General features: G+C 68.9%; 14 protein-coding genes and 1 riboswitch. Of the genes, 13 read left to right on the top strand and 1 reads right to left on the bottom strand.

Annotation, left to right across the window (positions count from 1 at the left end):
- The first annotated feature begins 70 nt into the window (after positions 1 to 70).
- Positions 71 to 304, top strand: a complete 234-nt coding sequence (locus tag AC6IY7_RS11770; RefSeq protein ID WP_497779270.1) for a hypothetical protein — start codon at positions 71 to 73, stop codon at positions 302 to 304.
- Positions 305 to 413: 109 nt separating this feature from the next.
- Here the strand turns inward: AC6IY7_RS11770 and cobO are convergent, their stop codons facing one another.
- Positions 414 to 995 (bottom strand): cob(I)yrinic acid a,c-diamide adenosyltransferase, encoded by a 582-nt coding sequence (gene cobO / locus AC6IY7_RS11765; protein ID WP_497782832.1) that lies wholly within the window; start codon positions 993 to 995, stop codon positions 414 to 416.
- A 90-nt stretch (positions 996 to 1,085) separates the two neighbouring features.
- Positions 1,086 to 1,280: riboswitch (cobalamin riboswitch) on the top strand.
- A 47-nt stretch (positions 1,281 to 1,327) separates the two neighbouring features.
- Between cobO and AC6IY7_RS11760 the strand changes: the two genes are divergently transcribed.
- Genes AC6IY7_RS11760 through AC6IY7_RS11705 form a run of 12 tightly spaced genes read left to right on the top strand, consistent with a single transcriptional unit; the run spans position 1,328 to position 14,244 of the window.
- Positions 1,328 to 1,528, top strand: a complete 201-nt coding sequence (locus tag AC6IY7_RS11760) for a CbtB domain-containing protein (protein WP_497779268.1) — start codon at positions 1,328 to 1,330, stop codon at positions 1,526 to 1,528.
- A 7-nt stretch (positions 1,529 to 1,535) separates the two neighbouring features.
- Positions 1,536 to 2,243 (top strand): CbtA family protein, encoded by a 708-nt coding sequence (locus AC6IY7_RS11755; protein ID WP_497779265.1) that lies wholly within the window; start codon positions 1,536 to 1,538, stop codon positions 2,241 to 2,243.
- Positions 2,240 to 3,274 carry a cobalamin biosynthesis protein CobW gene (gene cobW / locus AC6IY7_RS11750; protein WP_497779264.1) on the top strand — a complete coding sequence of 345 codons (1,035 nt, stop codon included), beginning with the start codon at positions 2,240 to 2,242 and terminating at the stop codon, positions 3,272 to 3,274. Before AC6IY7_RS11755 ends, cobW begins: the two co-directional genes overlap by 4 nt.
- Positions 3,275 to 3,281: 7 nt before the next feature.
- Positions 3,282 to 6,857 carry a cobaltochelatase subunit CobN gene (cobN, locus tag AC6IY7_RS11745; RefSeq protein ID WP_497779263.1) on the top strand — a complete coding sequence of 1,192 codons (3,576 nt, stop codon included), beginning with the start codon at positions 3,282 to 3,284 and terminating at the stop codon, positions 6,855 to 6,857.
- Entirely contained in the window at positions 6,854 to 8,224 is a 1,371-nt protein-coding gene (gene cobG / locus AC6IY7_RS11740) for a precorrin-3B synthase (RefSeq protein WP_497779261.1), read from the top strand. Before cobN ends, cobG begins: the two co-directional genes overlap by 4 nt.
- A 14-nt stretch (positions 8,225 to 8,238) precedes the next feature.
- Positions 8,239 to 8,871 (top strand): precorrin-8X methylmutase, encoded by a 633-nt coding sequence (locus AC6IY7_RS11735; RefSeq protein WP_497782831.1) that lies wholly within the window; start codon positions 8,239 to 8,241, stop codon positions 8,869 to 8,871.
- Entirely contained in the window at positions 8,868 to 9,641 is a 774-nt protein-coding gene (locus AC6IY7_RS11730; protein ID WP_497779260.1) for a precorrin-2 C(20)-methyltransferase, read from the top strand. The genes AC6IY7_RS11735 and AC6IY7_RS11730 overlap by 4 nt, the downstream gene beginning before the upstream one ends.
- Positions 9,638 to 10,405 carry a precorrin-3B C(17)-methyltransferase gene (gene cobJ / locus AC6IY7_RS11725; protein WP_497779259.1) on the top strand — a complete coding sequence of 256 codons (768 nt, stop codon included), beginning with the start codon at positions 9,638 to 9,640 and terminating at the stop codon, positions 10,403 to 10,405. Before AC6IY7_RS11730 ends, cobJ begins: the two co-directional genes overlap by 4 nt.
- The gene (gene cbiE, locus AC6IY7_RS11720) at positions 10,402 to 11,610 is read left to right on the top strand and encodes a precorrin-6y C5,15-methyltransferase (decarboxylating) subunit CbiE (RefSeq protein WP_497779257.1); all 1,209 of its coding nucleotides are present in this window, start codon (positions 10,402 to 10,404) and stop codon (positions 11,608 to 11,610) included. Before cobJ ends, cbiE begins: the two co-directional genes overlap by 4 nt.
- Positions 11,607 to 12,158 carry a cobalamin biosynthesis protein gene (locus tag AC6IY7_RS11715; RefSeq protein WP_497779256.1) on the top strand — a complete coding sequence of 184 codons (552 nt, stop codon included), beginning with the start codon at positions 11,607 to 11,609 and terminating at the stop codon, positions 12,156 to 12,158. Before cbiE ends, AC6IY7_RS11715 begins: the two co-directional genes overlap by 4 nt.
- A complete protein-coding gene (gene cobM, locus AC6IY7_RS11710; protein WP_497779254.1) occupies positions 12,155 to 12,922 on the top strand; it encodes a precorrin-4 C(11)-methyltransferase in 768 nt (255 codons plus the stop codon). Before AC6IY7_RS11715 ends, cobM begins: the two co-directional genes overlap by 4 nt.
- Positions 12,919 to 14,244, top strand: coding sequence for a cobyrinic acid a,c-diamide synthase CobB (locus tag AC6IY7_RS11705; protein ID WP_497782830.1), 1,326 nt, complete (start codon positions 12,919 to 12,921; stop codon positions 14,242 to 14,244). The genes cobM and AC6IY7_RS11705 overlap by 4 nt, the downstream gene beginning before the upstream one ends.
- Positions 14,245 to 14,304: the final 60 nt, after the last annotated feature.

The raw sequence follows: 14,304 nt of genomic DNA, 5'->3' as shown, positions 1-14,304 counted from the left end.
TTGCACGCGACGTTCTTCCCCGGCCGAGACGGCGCTGGGGGCCCTCCTCGAACGAAGGGAAGAGAACGGCATGTTTCGACAAATGGTTTATGCGGCGGCCCTGGTCGGCGCTCTGATGCTGCCCGGCGCGGCCTCCGCCCGCGGCCACCATCGTCACCACCATCATCACCACCACCATCACCACCATCATCACCATCACGGCCGCCACGCCGGGGTTCATCACGGCTGGGGCCATCACGGCTGGGGCCACGCCGGATGGGGTGGCGGTCACTATGGCCGGTCCTATTACGCGGGATCGCGCTAAGCGCCAGCGTCCAACGCCTGCTGGCGCTTGTGGAACGGCCGCAGCCACTTCGTCTGCTGAGATCCGGCTCGGCGCCGGGGGGCCGAGCCAGCCGGCCACCCCCGCGCCTTTAGAATTCGACGCCGATCTGCGCCTTCACGCCGGCCTGAAAGTGATGCTTGATCAGCGTCATCTCGGTGACGAGATCGGCGATGGCGATCAGTTCCGGCTTGGCGTTGCGGCCGGTGACGACGACATGGAGATCGCCTCGGCGCGCCGTCAGAGTCTCGATCACCTCGTCCAGCGGCAAATGCTCATAGCGCAGCGCGATCGACAATTCGTCGAGAACGACTAGCCGAATCGATTCCTCCGCCATCAGCTCCTTGGCCTTGTCCCAGGCGCGGCGGGCCGCCGCCTCGTCGCGGGCGCGATCCTGCGTCTCCCAGGTGAAGCCCTCGCCGAGCGTATGCCAGGAGAGCAGCCCCTCCTCCCCGCCGAGCTTCTCGAGGATGCGGCGCTCGCCGCTCTCCCAGGCGCCCTTGCCGAATTGCACGACGCCGACCCGGAAACCATGGCCCATCGCCCGTAGCGCGAGGCCGAAAGCCGCCGTCGACTTGCCTTTGCCGGCGCCCGTATGAACCATCAAGAGGCCCTTTTCGGCGATGGTCTTGCCCGCGACCTCGGCGTCCTGGACAGCCTTGCGCTTCTCCATCTTCTCGCGATGGCGGCGGGCGGCGTCCTCTTCCGCGAATTCCGACACGATTTGCGCCTCCTCACCGTTTGACGGCTCATCCTCTCCGTCATATGACTGTCGACGACGGTCCTCCGCAAGGAGGCGAACAGGGAATGCGGTAAGGGGCTCGTCCCCGATTCCGCGGCTGCCCCCGCAACTGTGAGCGGCGAGCGCGCGCCCGTAGAGCCACTGGGCGAAAGCCCGGGAAGGCGGCGCGTGCGGCGACCCGCGAGCCAGGAGACCTGCCGTCATGTGACCTGCGCGTCACGCGAAACCACGAATGCCGCCGGTGGGGCGGCGAGGAGCTGACAATGACCGCCAAGACCTTCTCCGTGAAGACCCTTTCCGCCGACGCCGTCCTCGTCTCGAGCCGTCTCGAGGTCCTGCGCGCCGCGCTCGTCGTTTTCACGCTCGGCGCCGGCCTCCTCTATCTCGCCGGCTTCTCCTATGCGAGCGTCGCCCACAACGCCGCTCACGACACGCGCCATTCGCTCGGCTTCCCCTGTCATTGACGCAGCGGTGATCCAGCGACTCCTCGCGGTCGGTCTTCTGGCCGGCCTGCTCGCGGGGCTCGCCGTCGCGGCCCTGCAGCATGTCACCACGACTCCGCTGATCCTCTCCGCCGAGGTCTATGAGACCGCGGCCGAGCAGGCGCATGCCGGAGCCGCGGCGCAAGAGCATGAACATGCCCACGCCCACGCCTGGGAGCCCGCGCCCGGCCTCGAGCGCACGGCCGCGACCAGCGTCGCCACCGGCGTCACGTCCGTCGGCTACGCCTTCGTGCTGCTGGCGCTGATGCTCCTTTCCGGCGAGAAGATCGAGCCCAGGCGCGCCGCGCTCTGGGGCGCCTGCGCCTTCGCGTCCACAGGCCTCGCCACCAGCCTCGGCCTCGCGCCCGAGCTGCCGGGCAGCGCCGCCGGCGATCTCGTCGGGCGGCAGATCTGGTGGATCGCCACGGCCGCCTCCACCGGCGCCGGCCTGTTCGCGCTGCTGCGCATCGACGCGCCGCTCGCCAAGGCGCTGGGCGTCGCGCTGCTCGTCGCGCCGCACATTATCGGCGCGCCGCAGCCGCCCGCGCCCGAAAGCACGGCTCCCGCCGAGCTGGCGGCGCGCTTCACCGCGGCGTCGCTCGCCATCCACGCGCTGACCTGGATTCTCGTCGGCGCGGCGGTCGGCTTCGTCTGGCGCCTTCTTCCCGAAAAGAGCCATGCGGAGGCCGCGACGTGAGCGCGCTCGCCAAAGTCCCGGCGACGATCGTCACCGGCTTTCTCGGAGCCGGCAAGACGACGCTGATCCGCCACATCCTCGAGACGGCGCGCGGCCGCCGCCTCGCGCTCATCATCAATGAATTCGGCGATGTCGGCGTCGACGGCGACATTTTACGCGCCTGCGGCGTGGAAAATTGCCCGGAGGAGAATATCGTCGAGCTCGCCAATGGGTGCCTGTGCTGCACTGTGGCCGATGATTTCGCGCCGGCGATCGAGGCGCTGCTCGCGCTTGCGAACCGCCCCGAGCACATCATCATCGAAACGAGCGGCCTCGCTCTGCCCAAGCCTCTGGTCAAGGCCTTCGAATGGCCGACCATCCGCCCGCATCTGACCGTCGACGGCGTCATCGCCGTGGTCGACGGGCCGGCGGTGGCGGCGGGGCGCTTCGCCGACGATCTCGACGCCATCGCCAAGGAGCGCGCCGAGATCGAGACGATCGACCACGACAATCCGCTCGAGGAAGTGTTCGAGGATCAGCTCCTCTGCGCCGATCTCATCGTGCTCAACAAGATCGACCTCTTGAGCGAGGAAGAAGCCGCGCAAGTCGCCGCGCAGATCCGCGCCACGGCGCCGCGCGCCGTGAAGCTGCTGCGCGCGAGCGAGGGACGGCTCGATCCCGCGATTCTGCTCGGCCTCGGCGCGGCGGCGGAAGACGATCTCGCCAACCGCCACTCGCATCACGATACGGAAGAGGGCCACGATCACGATGATTTCGAGAGCTTCGTCGTCGAGATCGCCGCCGCGCGCGATCCGGCCGAGCTCGTCGAGCGTCTCGCCCGCGTCGCGCAAGCCCATGACGTGTTGCGCATGAAGGGCTTCGTCGAGATCGCCGGCAAGCCGATGCGATTGCTGGTGCAGGGCGTCGGCGCGCGCTTCCGCCATCAGTTCGACCGCCCCTGGCGCGCCGACGAAAATCGCGCCAGCCGTCTCGTCGTCATCGGCGAAAAGGGTCTCGACCGCGCGGGCGTGACGGCCATGCTGACGAGCTGAGGGCGCCATGCATCTGCTCGCGCGCGATCTCCATGGCCTCGACGATAATGAGGCGGCGGTCGACCTCGGGCAGACTCCGGCTCAAATCGTCTTTCTCTCCTTTTCCGACGCCGAGCTCGGCCTCGTCGCCGAGCTGCATGAGCAGAACGCCGCGCTTCCGTCGCTGCGCTGCGCCTCGCTCGCCAGATTGAAGCACCCCTATTCCGTCGATCTCTATATCGACAAGGTCGCGCGCCATGCGCGGCTCGTCATCGTGCGCCTGCTCGGCGGCAAGGATTATTGGTCCTATGGCGTCGACGAGCTCGCGGCCGCCGCCCGCGCGCGCGGCTTCGCTCTGGCGATCGTCCCCGGCGACACGCATAGCGACGAGAGGCTGGCGCGCGCCTCCACGCTCACGCCCGACGATCTTGCGCGCATCTGGTCCTTCTTCCGCGACGGCGGCCCAAACAATCTGCGCTCCTTCCTCGGTTTCGCGGCGACGCTCGCCGGAACGCCCGCGCCCTGGCGCGAGAGCGCGCTTGTTCCGCTCGCCGGCCGCTGCGAAGAAGCCTGCCGCACCGCCCTTGGCGCCAACCCTCCCCCTCATGCCGAGGAGGTCGCGAAGCGACCGTCTCGAAGCACGAGCGGGAGTTCCAGAAGGCGCCGCGTGACGGCTCCCTCGTCCTTCGAGACGCGGCCTTCGGCCGCTCCTCAGGATGAGGGAGCCTCCGGCCGATCGAGTTGCGCCGACCCGGCGCCTACGCCGCGCGCGCTCGTCACCTTCTATCGCTCGGCATGGCTCGCGGGCGATTTCGCGCCGATCGTCGTGCTCGCCGAATCTCTGCATGCGCGCGGCTTCGCGGTCGAGGCCTGGTTCGTCGCGAGCCTCAAGGACCCCGCCTGCGAAGAGCGTCTCGCGCAGAGGCTCGCGGAGTTTCGCCCCGATGTGATCCTCAACGCCACCGCCTTTTCCGCGCGCACGGACGCCGGCTCCGTTTTCGACCACGCCGACGCGCCGGTTCTGCAGATCGCGCTGGCAACCTCGACGCGCGAGGCCTGGGAGACGTCCAAGCGCGGCGCCAATGGCGCCGATCTGGCGATGAATGTCGTGCTGCCGGAGGTCGACGGCCGCATCTTCACCCGCGCCATTTCTTTCAAGGCGCAGACCCGGATGCGCGCCGCGAGCGAGTTCGACGAAATCCGCCATGCGCCGGAGGTTTCGCGCATCGATCATGTCGCGGCGCTCGCGCAGAGTTGGGCGCGCCTGCGCCGACTCGGCAATCGCGAGAAGAGCCTCGCGCTCGTGCTCTCCGACTATCCGGCGCGCCGCGGACGCGGCGGCTACGCCATAGGACTCGATACGCCGGCGAGCGTGCTCGCGATATGCGATTTGCTGCGTGGAGCAGACTATGACATCGACGATCGTTCTCCCCTCACCCCGAGGAGCCAGCAAAGCTCGCGTCTCGTAGGGCAAGAGCAGGAGGAGAAGCGCCCCACGGCCGCGTCCTTCGAGACGCCCGCTGCGCGGGCTCCTCAGGACGAGGGGATTGGTTTGATTCGCGCGCTCGAAGAATGCGCGCATTTCGTCGAGCTGCCGCTCGATGATTACCAGCGCCTCTTCGCCGCGCTTCCACCAGATTTCACACGCCAGGTCCTCGCCGCCTGGGGCGCGCCCGAAGATGACCCCGCGCTTCAGGACGGCGCCTTTCGCTTCTCCTGCATAGAGAATGGCAAGCTCGTCATCGCGCTGCAGCCGGATCGCGGACGCCGCAAAGAGCGACGCGAGACCTATCACGACGCCGAGCTCGCCCCACGCCACGCTTACATCGCCTTCTATCTCTATCTGCGTCACATCCGAAACATCGACGCGCTGATTCATCTCGGCACGCATGGCACGCTGGAATGGCTGCCCGGCAAATCCGCGATGCTCGGCCCCTCTTGCGCGCCGGAGGTGCTGCTGGGGCCGACGCCGCTCGTCTATCCTTTCATCGTCAATGATCCCGGCGAAGCGGCGCAGGCCAAGCGCCGCACCAGCGCGGTGACGATCGGCCATATGACGCCGCCGCTCGTCGAAGCGGGACTCGCCGCAGAGGCGCAAGAAATCGAGAGCCTGCTCGACGAATATGCGACCGCCGCGACGCTCGACCCGCGCCGCGCCAGGCTCGTCGCCGAGGCGATTCTCGACGTCGCGGAACGCGGCGGCCTCATGCAGGAATGCGGCGTCACGCGCGAGACGGATCGCGGCGAGGCGCTGGCGCGGCTCGACGCCTGGCTCTGCGATGTGAAGGAAATGCGCGTCGGCGATGGGCTGCATGTGTTCGGCGCCGGCCCTTGCGGCGCGGCCGAAACGAGCGGATTGCTGCGCGCACTCGCAGGCCGTTTCGTCGAGCCCGGCCCGGCGGGCGCGCCCTCGCGCGGACGCGTCGATGTGCTGCCGACGGGCCGCAATCTCTTCTGCATCGATCCGCGCCATGTTCCGACGCGCACCGCGCATGACATCGGCGCCCGCGCCGCGCGCGAGGTGATGACGCGTCATGCGCAGGAGCATGGCGAATGGCCGCGCAATATCGTGCTCGATCTGTGGGGCAGCGCGACGATCCGCACCGGCGGCGAGGATTTCGCGCAGGCGTTGGCGCTGATGGGCGTCGCGCCGCTCTGGGATCACGCCAGCGCACGCGTGTCTGGCTTCGAGATTCTGCCCCTCGCAAAGCGCGATTTTCCGCGCGTGGACGTCACGCTGCATATATCGGGGCTGTTTCGCGACATGTTCCCCGGCCTCATCGCGCTGTTTCACGACGCGGTCGCGGCGGTGGCGGCGCTGGACGAGGACGACGAGTCCAATCCTCTCGCGGCGGCGCGGCGCGAAGGCCGCTCGCTCCTGCGCGTCTTCGGCGCGGCGCAGGGAACCTACGGCCTCGGCCTCTCGGAGGCCATCGCGCGCGGAGAAGCGCGCGATGAGATCGGCCGCGCCTTTCTCGAGGCCGGCGGCCACGCCTTTTCGCGCAATGGCGAGAGCGCGCCGGCGCGTGACGCTTTCGGCGAGCGCATCGGCGTGGCGGATGCGCTAGTGCATGTGCAGGACATGGCGGAGACGGATGTGCTCACCGGCGCCGCTTTCGCGGAGTTCGAGGGCGGTTTCGTCGCCGCCAACGCGTCGATGGGCGGAGCCGCGGAGGTCACGCATCTCGATTCGACGCGCCCCGCTTCGCTGAAATTGCGCTCGCTCGGCCGAGAGATCGCGCGCGTCATTCGCGGCCGCGCCGCCAATCCGCGCTGGCTCGAGGGGCAGATGCGCCATGGCCACCGCGGCGCCGCCGAGATCGCCGAGACGATCGACAATCTCTTCGCCTTCGCCGCAACCACCGATTTCGTGCGCGACGCGCAATGGGATTTGGTTTTCGACGCGACGCTCGGCGCGCCGCGCGTGCGCGATTTTCTGCTGCGCGACAATCCACGCGCGGCGGAAGCGATTCGCGATGTGTTCCAGCGCGCAATCGCGCGCGGCTTCTGGCGCACGCGGCGCAACAGCGTCGCGGCCGCGCTCGGCGAAGGCGCCATCTCCGACGCTTCCCCATTCGCTTCGCTCGCCGGGGAGAAGCCATGACCGCCGCGCCGAAAATCCAAGGCTGGTGCCCCGGCGCGCTACGGCCGATGCAGAGCGGCGACGGCCTGCTGCTGCGCGCGAAGACCATTCATCCGCATCTATCGGCGCAGCAGACGCGGGATATCGCATCGATCGCGCGCGATTGCGGCAATGGCCTCGTCGATCTCTCGCAGCGCGCGCAATTGCAATTGCGCGGCGTGAGCGAGGCGCGGCTCGAAGACGCCCAGCAACGCCTCGCCGCGCTCGGCCTGCTCGCCGAAGACGCGGCGACCGAGAGCGTGCTCAACTTCCTCCTCGCGCCTTTCGCCGGCGAGCAGGCGAACGCCCTCGCCGCGCATCTCGCGCGCGAGCTGTCGAAAGATGCGGCTTTGCAAGCGTTGCCGGGAAAATTCGGTTTTCTCGTCGACGACGGCGGCGCGCTCGGCCTCGCCGATTCCGCGATGGACATTCGCCTCGAGGAACATGGCGACAAGATCGCGGTCATCGCCGATGGCGCCCGCGAGCAGGCCTTTCTCGCGGAGCTCGAAGCAGCGACGGATACGGCGCTCGCGCTGGCGCGCGCCTTTCTCGCATTGCGCAAGGGGCGCGAATTCGAGCTGCGCCGCATGCGCAATGTCGTCGCAACATTGGGCCTCGAAGCGCTGGCGAAACAGGCGCGCCTCGCGCCGACACCCTATCGCTCGCACTGCCACGCCGCCTCGGCGGCCGAGATTTTCGGGGTCCACCCCCTCCTCGGCCGTCATTCGCCGCAGGCGGGAGAGGGAAGCGCCCCCTCGATGAAGCGCGCAGCCTTCCCCCTCTCCCATGAGCGAAGCGTTGCGGAAAGGGCCTTCGCCGGAATCGGCGCGCCCTCCGGACGCCTGCGCGCGGACGATCTCGCCGCGCTCGCCGAGCTCGCGGAAATCCACGGCCTCGGCGAATTGCGCCTCACGCCCTGGCGCGCCGTTCTCCTGCCCTGCCCCACGGAAAAAGCGGCGCAGACGATCGCCGATGTCGCGGCGCGCCGCGGCCTGATCGTCGCGGCCGATGATCCGCGCCTCGCGGTGATCGCCTGCCCTGGCGCGCCCGAATGCCCGCAGGCGCTGGCGCCGACGCGCGATCTCGCGGCTCGGCTCGCGCCTCTCGCGGCGCGGCTTGCGCCCGAGGGCGCGAGGCTGCACATATCGGGCTGCGCCAAGGGCTGCGCCTGTCCGGCTGCGGTGAAGGTCGCGCTGGTGGCGACGGCGCGGGGCTTCGATCTCGTCGACGACGGACGCGCGAGCGACGCGCCGGCGTTGCGAGGCCTCGGCGCGAATGAAATAGAAGACGCAATGAGAGCGCGCATCGCGCGCGCCACGAAGCAGGAGCCGCCATGTCCGGCGAATTGACGTCCGCCGCAATCATGTCCGGCGCATCGACCTACATACGCGACGGCGCGGCGATCTACGATCGCTCCTTCGCCATCATCCGCTCGGAGGCGCGGCTCGAGCGCTTCTCGCGCGAGGAGGAGCGTGTCGCAGTGCGCATCATCCACGCTTGCGGAATGGTGGAGATCGCCGACGACATCGTGTTTTCGCCCGGCATGGCGGAGGCGGCGAGCGCCGCTCTGCGCAAAGGCGCGCCCATTCTCTGCGACGCCAATATGGTCGCCCATGGCGTCACGCGCGCGCGCCTGCCGGCGAAAAATGAAGTGATCTGCACGCTCGCCGATCCGCGCACGCTGACGCTCGCCGAGGAAATGGGAACGACTCGCAGCGCCGCGGCCATGGAGTTGTGGCGAGAAAAGCTCGCCGGCGCCGTCGTCGCCATCGGCAATGCGCCGACGGCTTTGTTCCATCTGCTCGAAATGTTCGACGCGGGCGCGCCTTTGCCTGCGGCGGTCATCGCCATGCCGGTCGGCTTCGTCGGCGCGGCGGAATCGAAAGAGGCGGCGCTCGCCGACGGGCGCGTTCCGACCGCGATCGTGCGCGGCCGCAAGGGCGGCAGCGCCATGGCGGCTGCCGCGATCAATGCGCTGGCGAGCGAAAAAGAATGAATATCATCGATCCGAATCTGCGCGCCGACCGAGACGCGCCCGTCACGCTCGGCGCGCTCCTCGGCGTCGGCCTCGGCCCCGGCGATCCGGAGCTGATGACGCTGAAAGCCGCGCGGCTGGTGAGCGAGGCCAAGGTCATCGCCTATTTCTCCAAGCGCGGAAAGCCGAGCCATGCGCGCGCCATCGCCGCGCGCTTTATCGCGAAGGATTGCGCGGAAATTCCGCTCGCCTATCCGCTGACGACGGAAATCCCCTTCGACCATCCCGACTATGTCGCCGCGCTCGCCGCTTTCTACGAAGAGAGCGCGGACCGCCTCGCGCTGCATCTGTCGCTCGGCCGCGACGTCGCTCTGCTCTGCGAAGGCGATCCGATGCTCTACGGCTCCTTCATGCATCTGCAGACGCGGCTTTCGTCGCGCTTTCGCGTGGAGGTTTGCGCCGGCGTATCGGGAATGTCCGGCTGTTTCGCGGCGGCGCGCCAGCCGATGACTTGGGGCGACGATGTGCTCACCGTCATTCCCGCCACACTGCCGCGCGAGACTCTGGCGGAACGGCTCGCTTCGACGGACGCCGCAGTGGTGATGAAGCTCGGCGGCAATCTGCCCAAGCTCCGCCTCGCGCTCGCGGATGCGAAGCTCATCGAGCGCGCCATCTATGTCGAACGCGGCACGATGGCGGATGAGAAGATCATGCGCTTGACGGAAAAGCGCGACGATGACGCGCCCTATTTCGCGCTCGTCCTCGTGCCCGGCAATGGACGTCGGCCGTGACGGAGGCGAATCGGAGCGGCAAACTCTCCGTCATTGGCCTTGGACCGGGCGACGCGCGCTTTCTCACATTGGAAGCGCAAGAGGCTTTGCGCGCCGCGCAAGATATCATCGGCTATGCGCCCTATGTGGCGCGCGTTCCCGTCACGCCCGGCCAGACGCGCATCGCCAGCGACAATCGCGTCGAGATCGCCCGCGCCGAAGACGCGCTGCGCCTCGCCGCCAGCGGACGCAAGGTCGCGGTGGTGTCGGGCGGCGACCCCGGCATTTTCGCCATGGCGGCGGCCGTGCTCGAGGCGATCGACAATGGCGATCCCGCTTGGCGCGATCTCGACATAGACATTCTGCCGGGAATCTCCGCCATGCAGGCGGCCGCGGCGCGGCTCGGCGCCCCGCTCGGCCATGACTTCTGCGTGATCTCGCTGTCAGACAATCTCAAGCCCTGGTCGGTGATCGAGACGCGTCTCGAGCTGGCGGCGCGCGCCGATTTCGTGATGGCGTTCTACAATCCCGCCTCGCGCGCGCGGCCGCAGCGCATTCACGACGCTTTCGCGCTGCTGCGCCGCGCGCTGCCGGACGATCGCCTCGTCGTCTTCGCGAAATCCGTCGGACGCGCGGAGGAGGACATCACCATCACCACGCTCGGCCGAGCCGACGCGAGCGTCGTCGACATGTCGACTCTCGTGCTCATCGGCGCCAGCGGCACCAAGCTCGTCGCGCGCGGCGATGCGCCGCCTTTCGTCTACACCTCGCGGAAGGCGACATGAGCGTAGCGCGCTGGCTTTCGCTGATCGGACTGGGCGAGGACGGACTCGCGGCGCTGACGCCGGCCGCGCGCACGCTCGTCTCCGGCGCTTCGCTGATCGTCGGCGGCGCGCGTCATCTCGAATTGATCGGCCCGCAGAAGGGCGAGACGCTGCGCTGGCCCTCGCCGCTCGCCGCCGCCATGGAGACGATTCTTTCGCATCGCGGCGCGCCCACTGTGGTTCTCGCGAGCGGCGATCCTTTTTTCTTCGGCGTCGGCGATATGATCGCGCGCAATGTGTCGGCGGATGAAATCCTCTGCCTTCCGGCGCCCTCCGCCTTCGCGCTCGCCGCCGCGCGTCTTTGCTGGAGTCAGCAGGATTGCGCGCTGCTGTCGCTGCATGGCCGCGCCTTCGAGCGCGTGACGCCGCATCTTCAGCCGTCGCGCCGATTGCTCATTCTTTCGTGGGACGAGACGACGCCGTCTCGCCTCGCCGCGCATCTCGCCGCTCTCGGCATGGGAGAGTCGCAGATCCATGTGCTCGAGCATATGGGCGGGCCGAGGGAGCGTATCCGCAGCGCGCGCGCGCAGGGGTTCGCGCTCGAGGATATTGCGCCGCTCAACACCATCGCAGTCGAGATCGTCGCGGGGCCTGACGCGCGCGTTCAGCCGCTGACGCCGGGCCTGCCGGACGATTGGTTCGAGCATGACGGGCAGATCACCAAGCGCGACATTCGCGCAGTGACACTCGCCACGCTCGCGCCACGCCGCGGCGAATGTCTGTGGGACATAGGCGCGGGCTCGGGCTCCATCGCGATCGAATGGATGCTCGCCGATTCGGCCAATCGCGCCACGGCGATCGAGCAGAATGCAACGCGCATCGCGCGGATCGCGCGCAACGCCGCTTCGCTCGGCGTTCCCGATCTCGCCATCGTCGAAGGCGCGGCGCCGCAGGCGCTCGCCGGACTGCCGACGCCAGATGTGATTTTCATCGGCGGCGGCGGCGATGCGGAGGTCATCGAGGCCGCTTGGCGCGCCTTGCCCGCTCGCGGTCGCATCGTCGCCAATGCGGTGACGATCGAGACCCAGGCGCTGCTGATCGACGCTTTTCAGCGCAAAGGCGGCGAGCTCGTGAATATAGCGATCTCGAAAGCGCGTCCGATCGGCGGCTTTCATGCGCTGGAGCCGGCGTTGCCGGTGTTGCAATGGCGCACGGTGAAGAATTGAGCGCGCGCTGCGCCATCGGCATAGGCGCGCGCAGTGGTGTCGACGCGCAGGAAGCCGTCGCGCTCATCCGGGAAGCTTACGAAACCTATGTGCGCGCCCCTTCTCCCGCCTGCGGGAGAACGCAGCCCGGCGAAGCCGGGTCGGATGAGGGCTCTTCGTCGCTCCAACGGCTCGAGGGGATGAGCGGCGCGGGCCCTCATCCGACCTCGCTTCGCGAGGCCACCTTCTCCCACGCGTGGGAGAAGGAGTCGCGCACGATGATTGCGCTCTTCACCATCGATGCGAAGCGCGACGAAGCCGGCCTCCACGAAGCCGCGCGGCTGTTGGATTTGCCGCTCGTCTTTCTGCCGTTGGACGCGCTGCTCGCACGAAAGCGAGAAACCCTCACCCACTCGCCCCGCGTGGAAGCCCTCACCGGCGTCGGCAGCGTCGCCGAAGCCGCGGCATTGGTCGGCGCAGGGCCGGGAAGCGTGCTCCTCGGCCCCCGGCTCGCCAGCGCGCGGGCGACCTGCGCAATCGCGCGAAATGCGCTAGAGGTGGCCGCATGACCATCCATTTCATCGGCGCCGGCCCGGGCGCCGCCGATCTGCTGACGCTGCGCGGCCGCGATATTCTCGCGCGCTGCCCCGTTTGCCTCTACGCGGGCTCGCTGGTCGCGCCGGAAATTCTCGCCCATTGCCCGGAGGACGCGCGCATCATCGACACGGCGCCGCTCTCGCTCGACGCCATCATCGCGGAAATGCAGACGGCCCATATGGCCGGGCAGGATGTCGCGCGGCTCCATTCGGGCGATCTCTCCATCTGGAGCGCCGTCGGCGAGCAGACGCGGCGGCTCGAGGCGCTCGGCGTTCCTTTCACCATCACGCCCGGCGTTCCCGCCTTCGCCGCCGCTAGCGCCGCGCTGCAGCGCGAGCTGACGCTGCCGGAAGTGGCGCAATCGGTGGTGCTCACCCGCACCTCGGGCCGCGCCTCGGCCATGCCGCCGACGGAGACGCTCGCCGCCTTCGCCGCCGCGCACGCGACCATGGCGATCCATCTCTCCATCCATGCGCTCGCGCGCGTCGTGGCGGAGCTTGCGCCCTTCTATGGGGCGGACTGCCCCATAGCGCTCGTCTATCGCGCCTCCTGGCCCGACGAGCGCATCATCCGTGGAACGCTCTCCACCATAGAGGCGCTCGCCGGCGCCGCGCCCATGGAGCGCACCGCGCTCATTCTCGTCGGTGAGGCGCTGGCGGCCGAGGATTTCCGCGAGAGCGCGCTCTATGACGCGGGCTATGACCGCCGCTTCCGCCCCACCGGAGCCGGACGCTGACCGCGCCCGGGCTTCTCGTCGCCGCGGTCCGCTCCAGCGCGGGCAAGACGACTGTGACGCTCGGGCTGTTGCGCGCGCTGGCGCGGCGGGGGCTGCGCGTATCCGGCGTCAAATGCGGGCCGGATTACATCGACCCCGCCTTTCACGCGGCCGCGACCGGGCGCGAGAGCTTCAATCTCGATTCCTGGACGATGGAGGCCGAGCTTCTGGGCCAGCTCGCGCTGCGCGCCGGCGAGGGAACCGATATCATTGTCGCGGAAGGGGCGATGGGGCTTTTCGACGGAGCTCCCGGCGCGCCGGCGCAGACGGGCGCCTCGGCCGACATCGCCGCCCATCTCGGCTGGCCCGTGCTGCTGGTGATGGACGTCTCGGGACAGGCGCAGAGCGCCGCCGCCATAGCGCGCGGCGTCGCGGCCCATGACGCGCGGGTGAAGCTCGCCGGCGTGCTGCTCAACCGCGTCGCTTCGGAGCGCCATCGCAAGCTCGCGCAGGAGGCGATCGAAGCGATCGGCATAAAGGTCTTCGGCGCGCTGCCGCGCGACAGCGGGATCGCTCTGCCCGAGCGTCATTTGGGGCTGGTGCAGGCAGGCGAGACGCAGGGTCTCGAAACGCTGCTCGACAGACTCGCGGAGCGCATCGAGACGCATGTCGATGTCGAGGCCCTGCTGGCCGCCGCCGAGACCGGCCCTGCCGGCGTCGCGCGCGGTCCGCTCGCGGCTCCGCGGCCGCCCGGCCAGCGCATCGCCGTGGCGCGGGACGCGGCCTTCTCCTTCTTCTATCCGCATCTCGCCCGCTGCTGGCGCGAGTCGGGCGCCGAGATCGCATTCTTTTCACCGCTCGCCGACGAGGCCCCTCTGGAGGAGAGCGACGCCTGTTGGCTTCCCGGCGGCTATCCGGAGTTGCACGCGGGCCGGCTCGCGGCGGCGACGAATTTTCTCGAAGGGCTTCGTCGCTTCGCCGCGACGCGCGCGGTCCATGGCGAGTGCGGCGGCTATATGACGCTCGGCCGCACGCTGACCGACGCCGGCGGCGCGGTTCATCCGATGGCCGGCCTGCTCGATCTGGCGACGAGTTTTGCGCAGCGCAAACTTCATTTGGGCTATCGGCGCGCGCGGCTCTCCGCCGATTGCGCGCTCGGCGCGGCCGGCGACGAGCTGGCCGGGCACGAATTCCACTACGCCACCATAGCGAGCGAGAAGGGCCTGCCCTTTGCGATGGTTACAGACGCCTATTCGCAGGAGGAGCGGGCTGCGGGCCTGCGGGCGGGGCTGGTGACGGGAAGCTTCTTCCACGCAATGACGAAAAAAAAGGGCCGCCGGTAACGCCAGCGGCCCAAGTCAAGGGAGGAAACGCCCAAGGAGGGCTACGGAGCGAGAGAAGTT

This window comes from Methylosinus sp. is20ea (assembly GCF_059718135.1).
The sequence above is the reverse complement of the archived record's forward strand: the minus strand, read 5'-3'. Positions and strand labels throughout refer to the sequence as shown.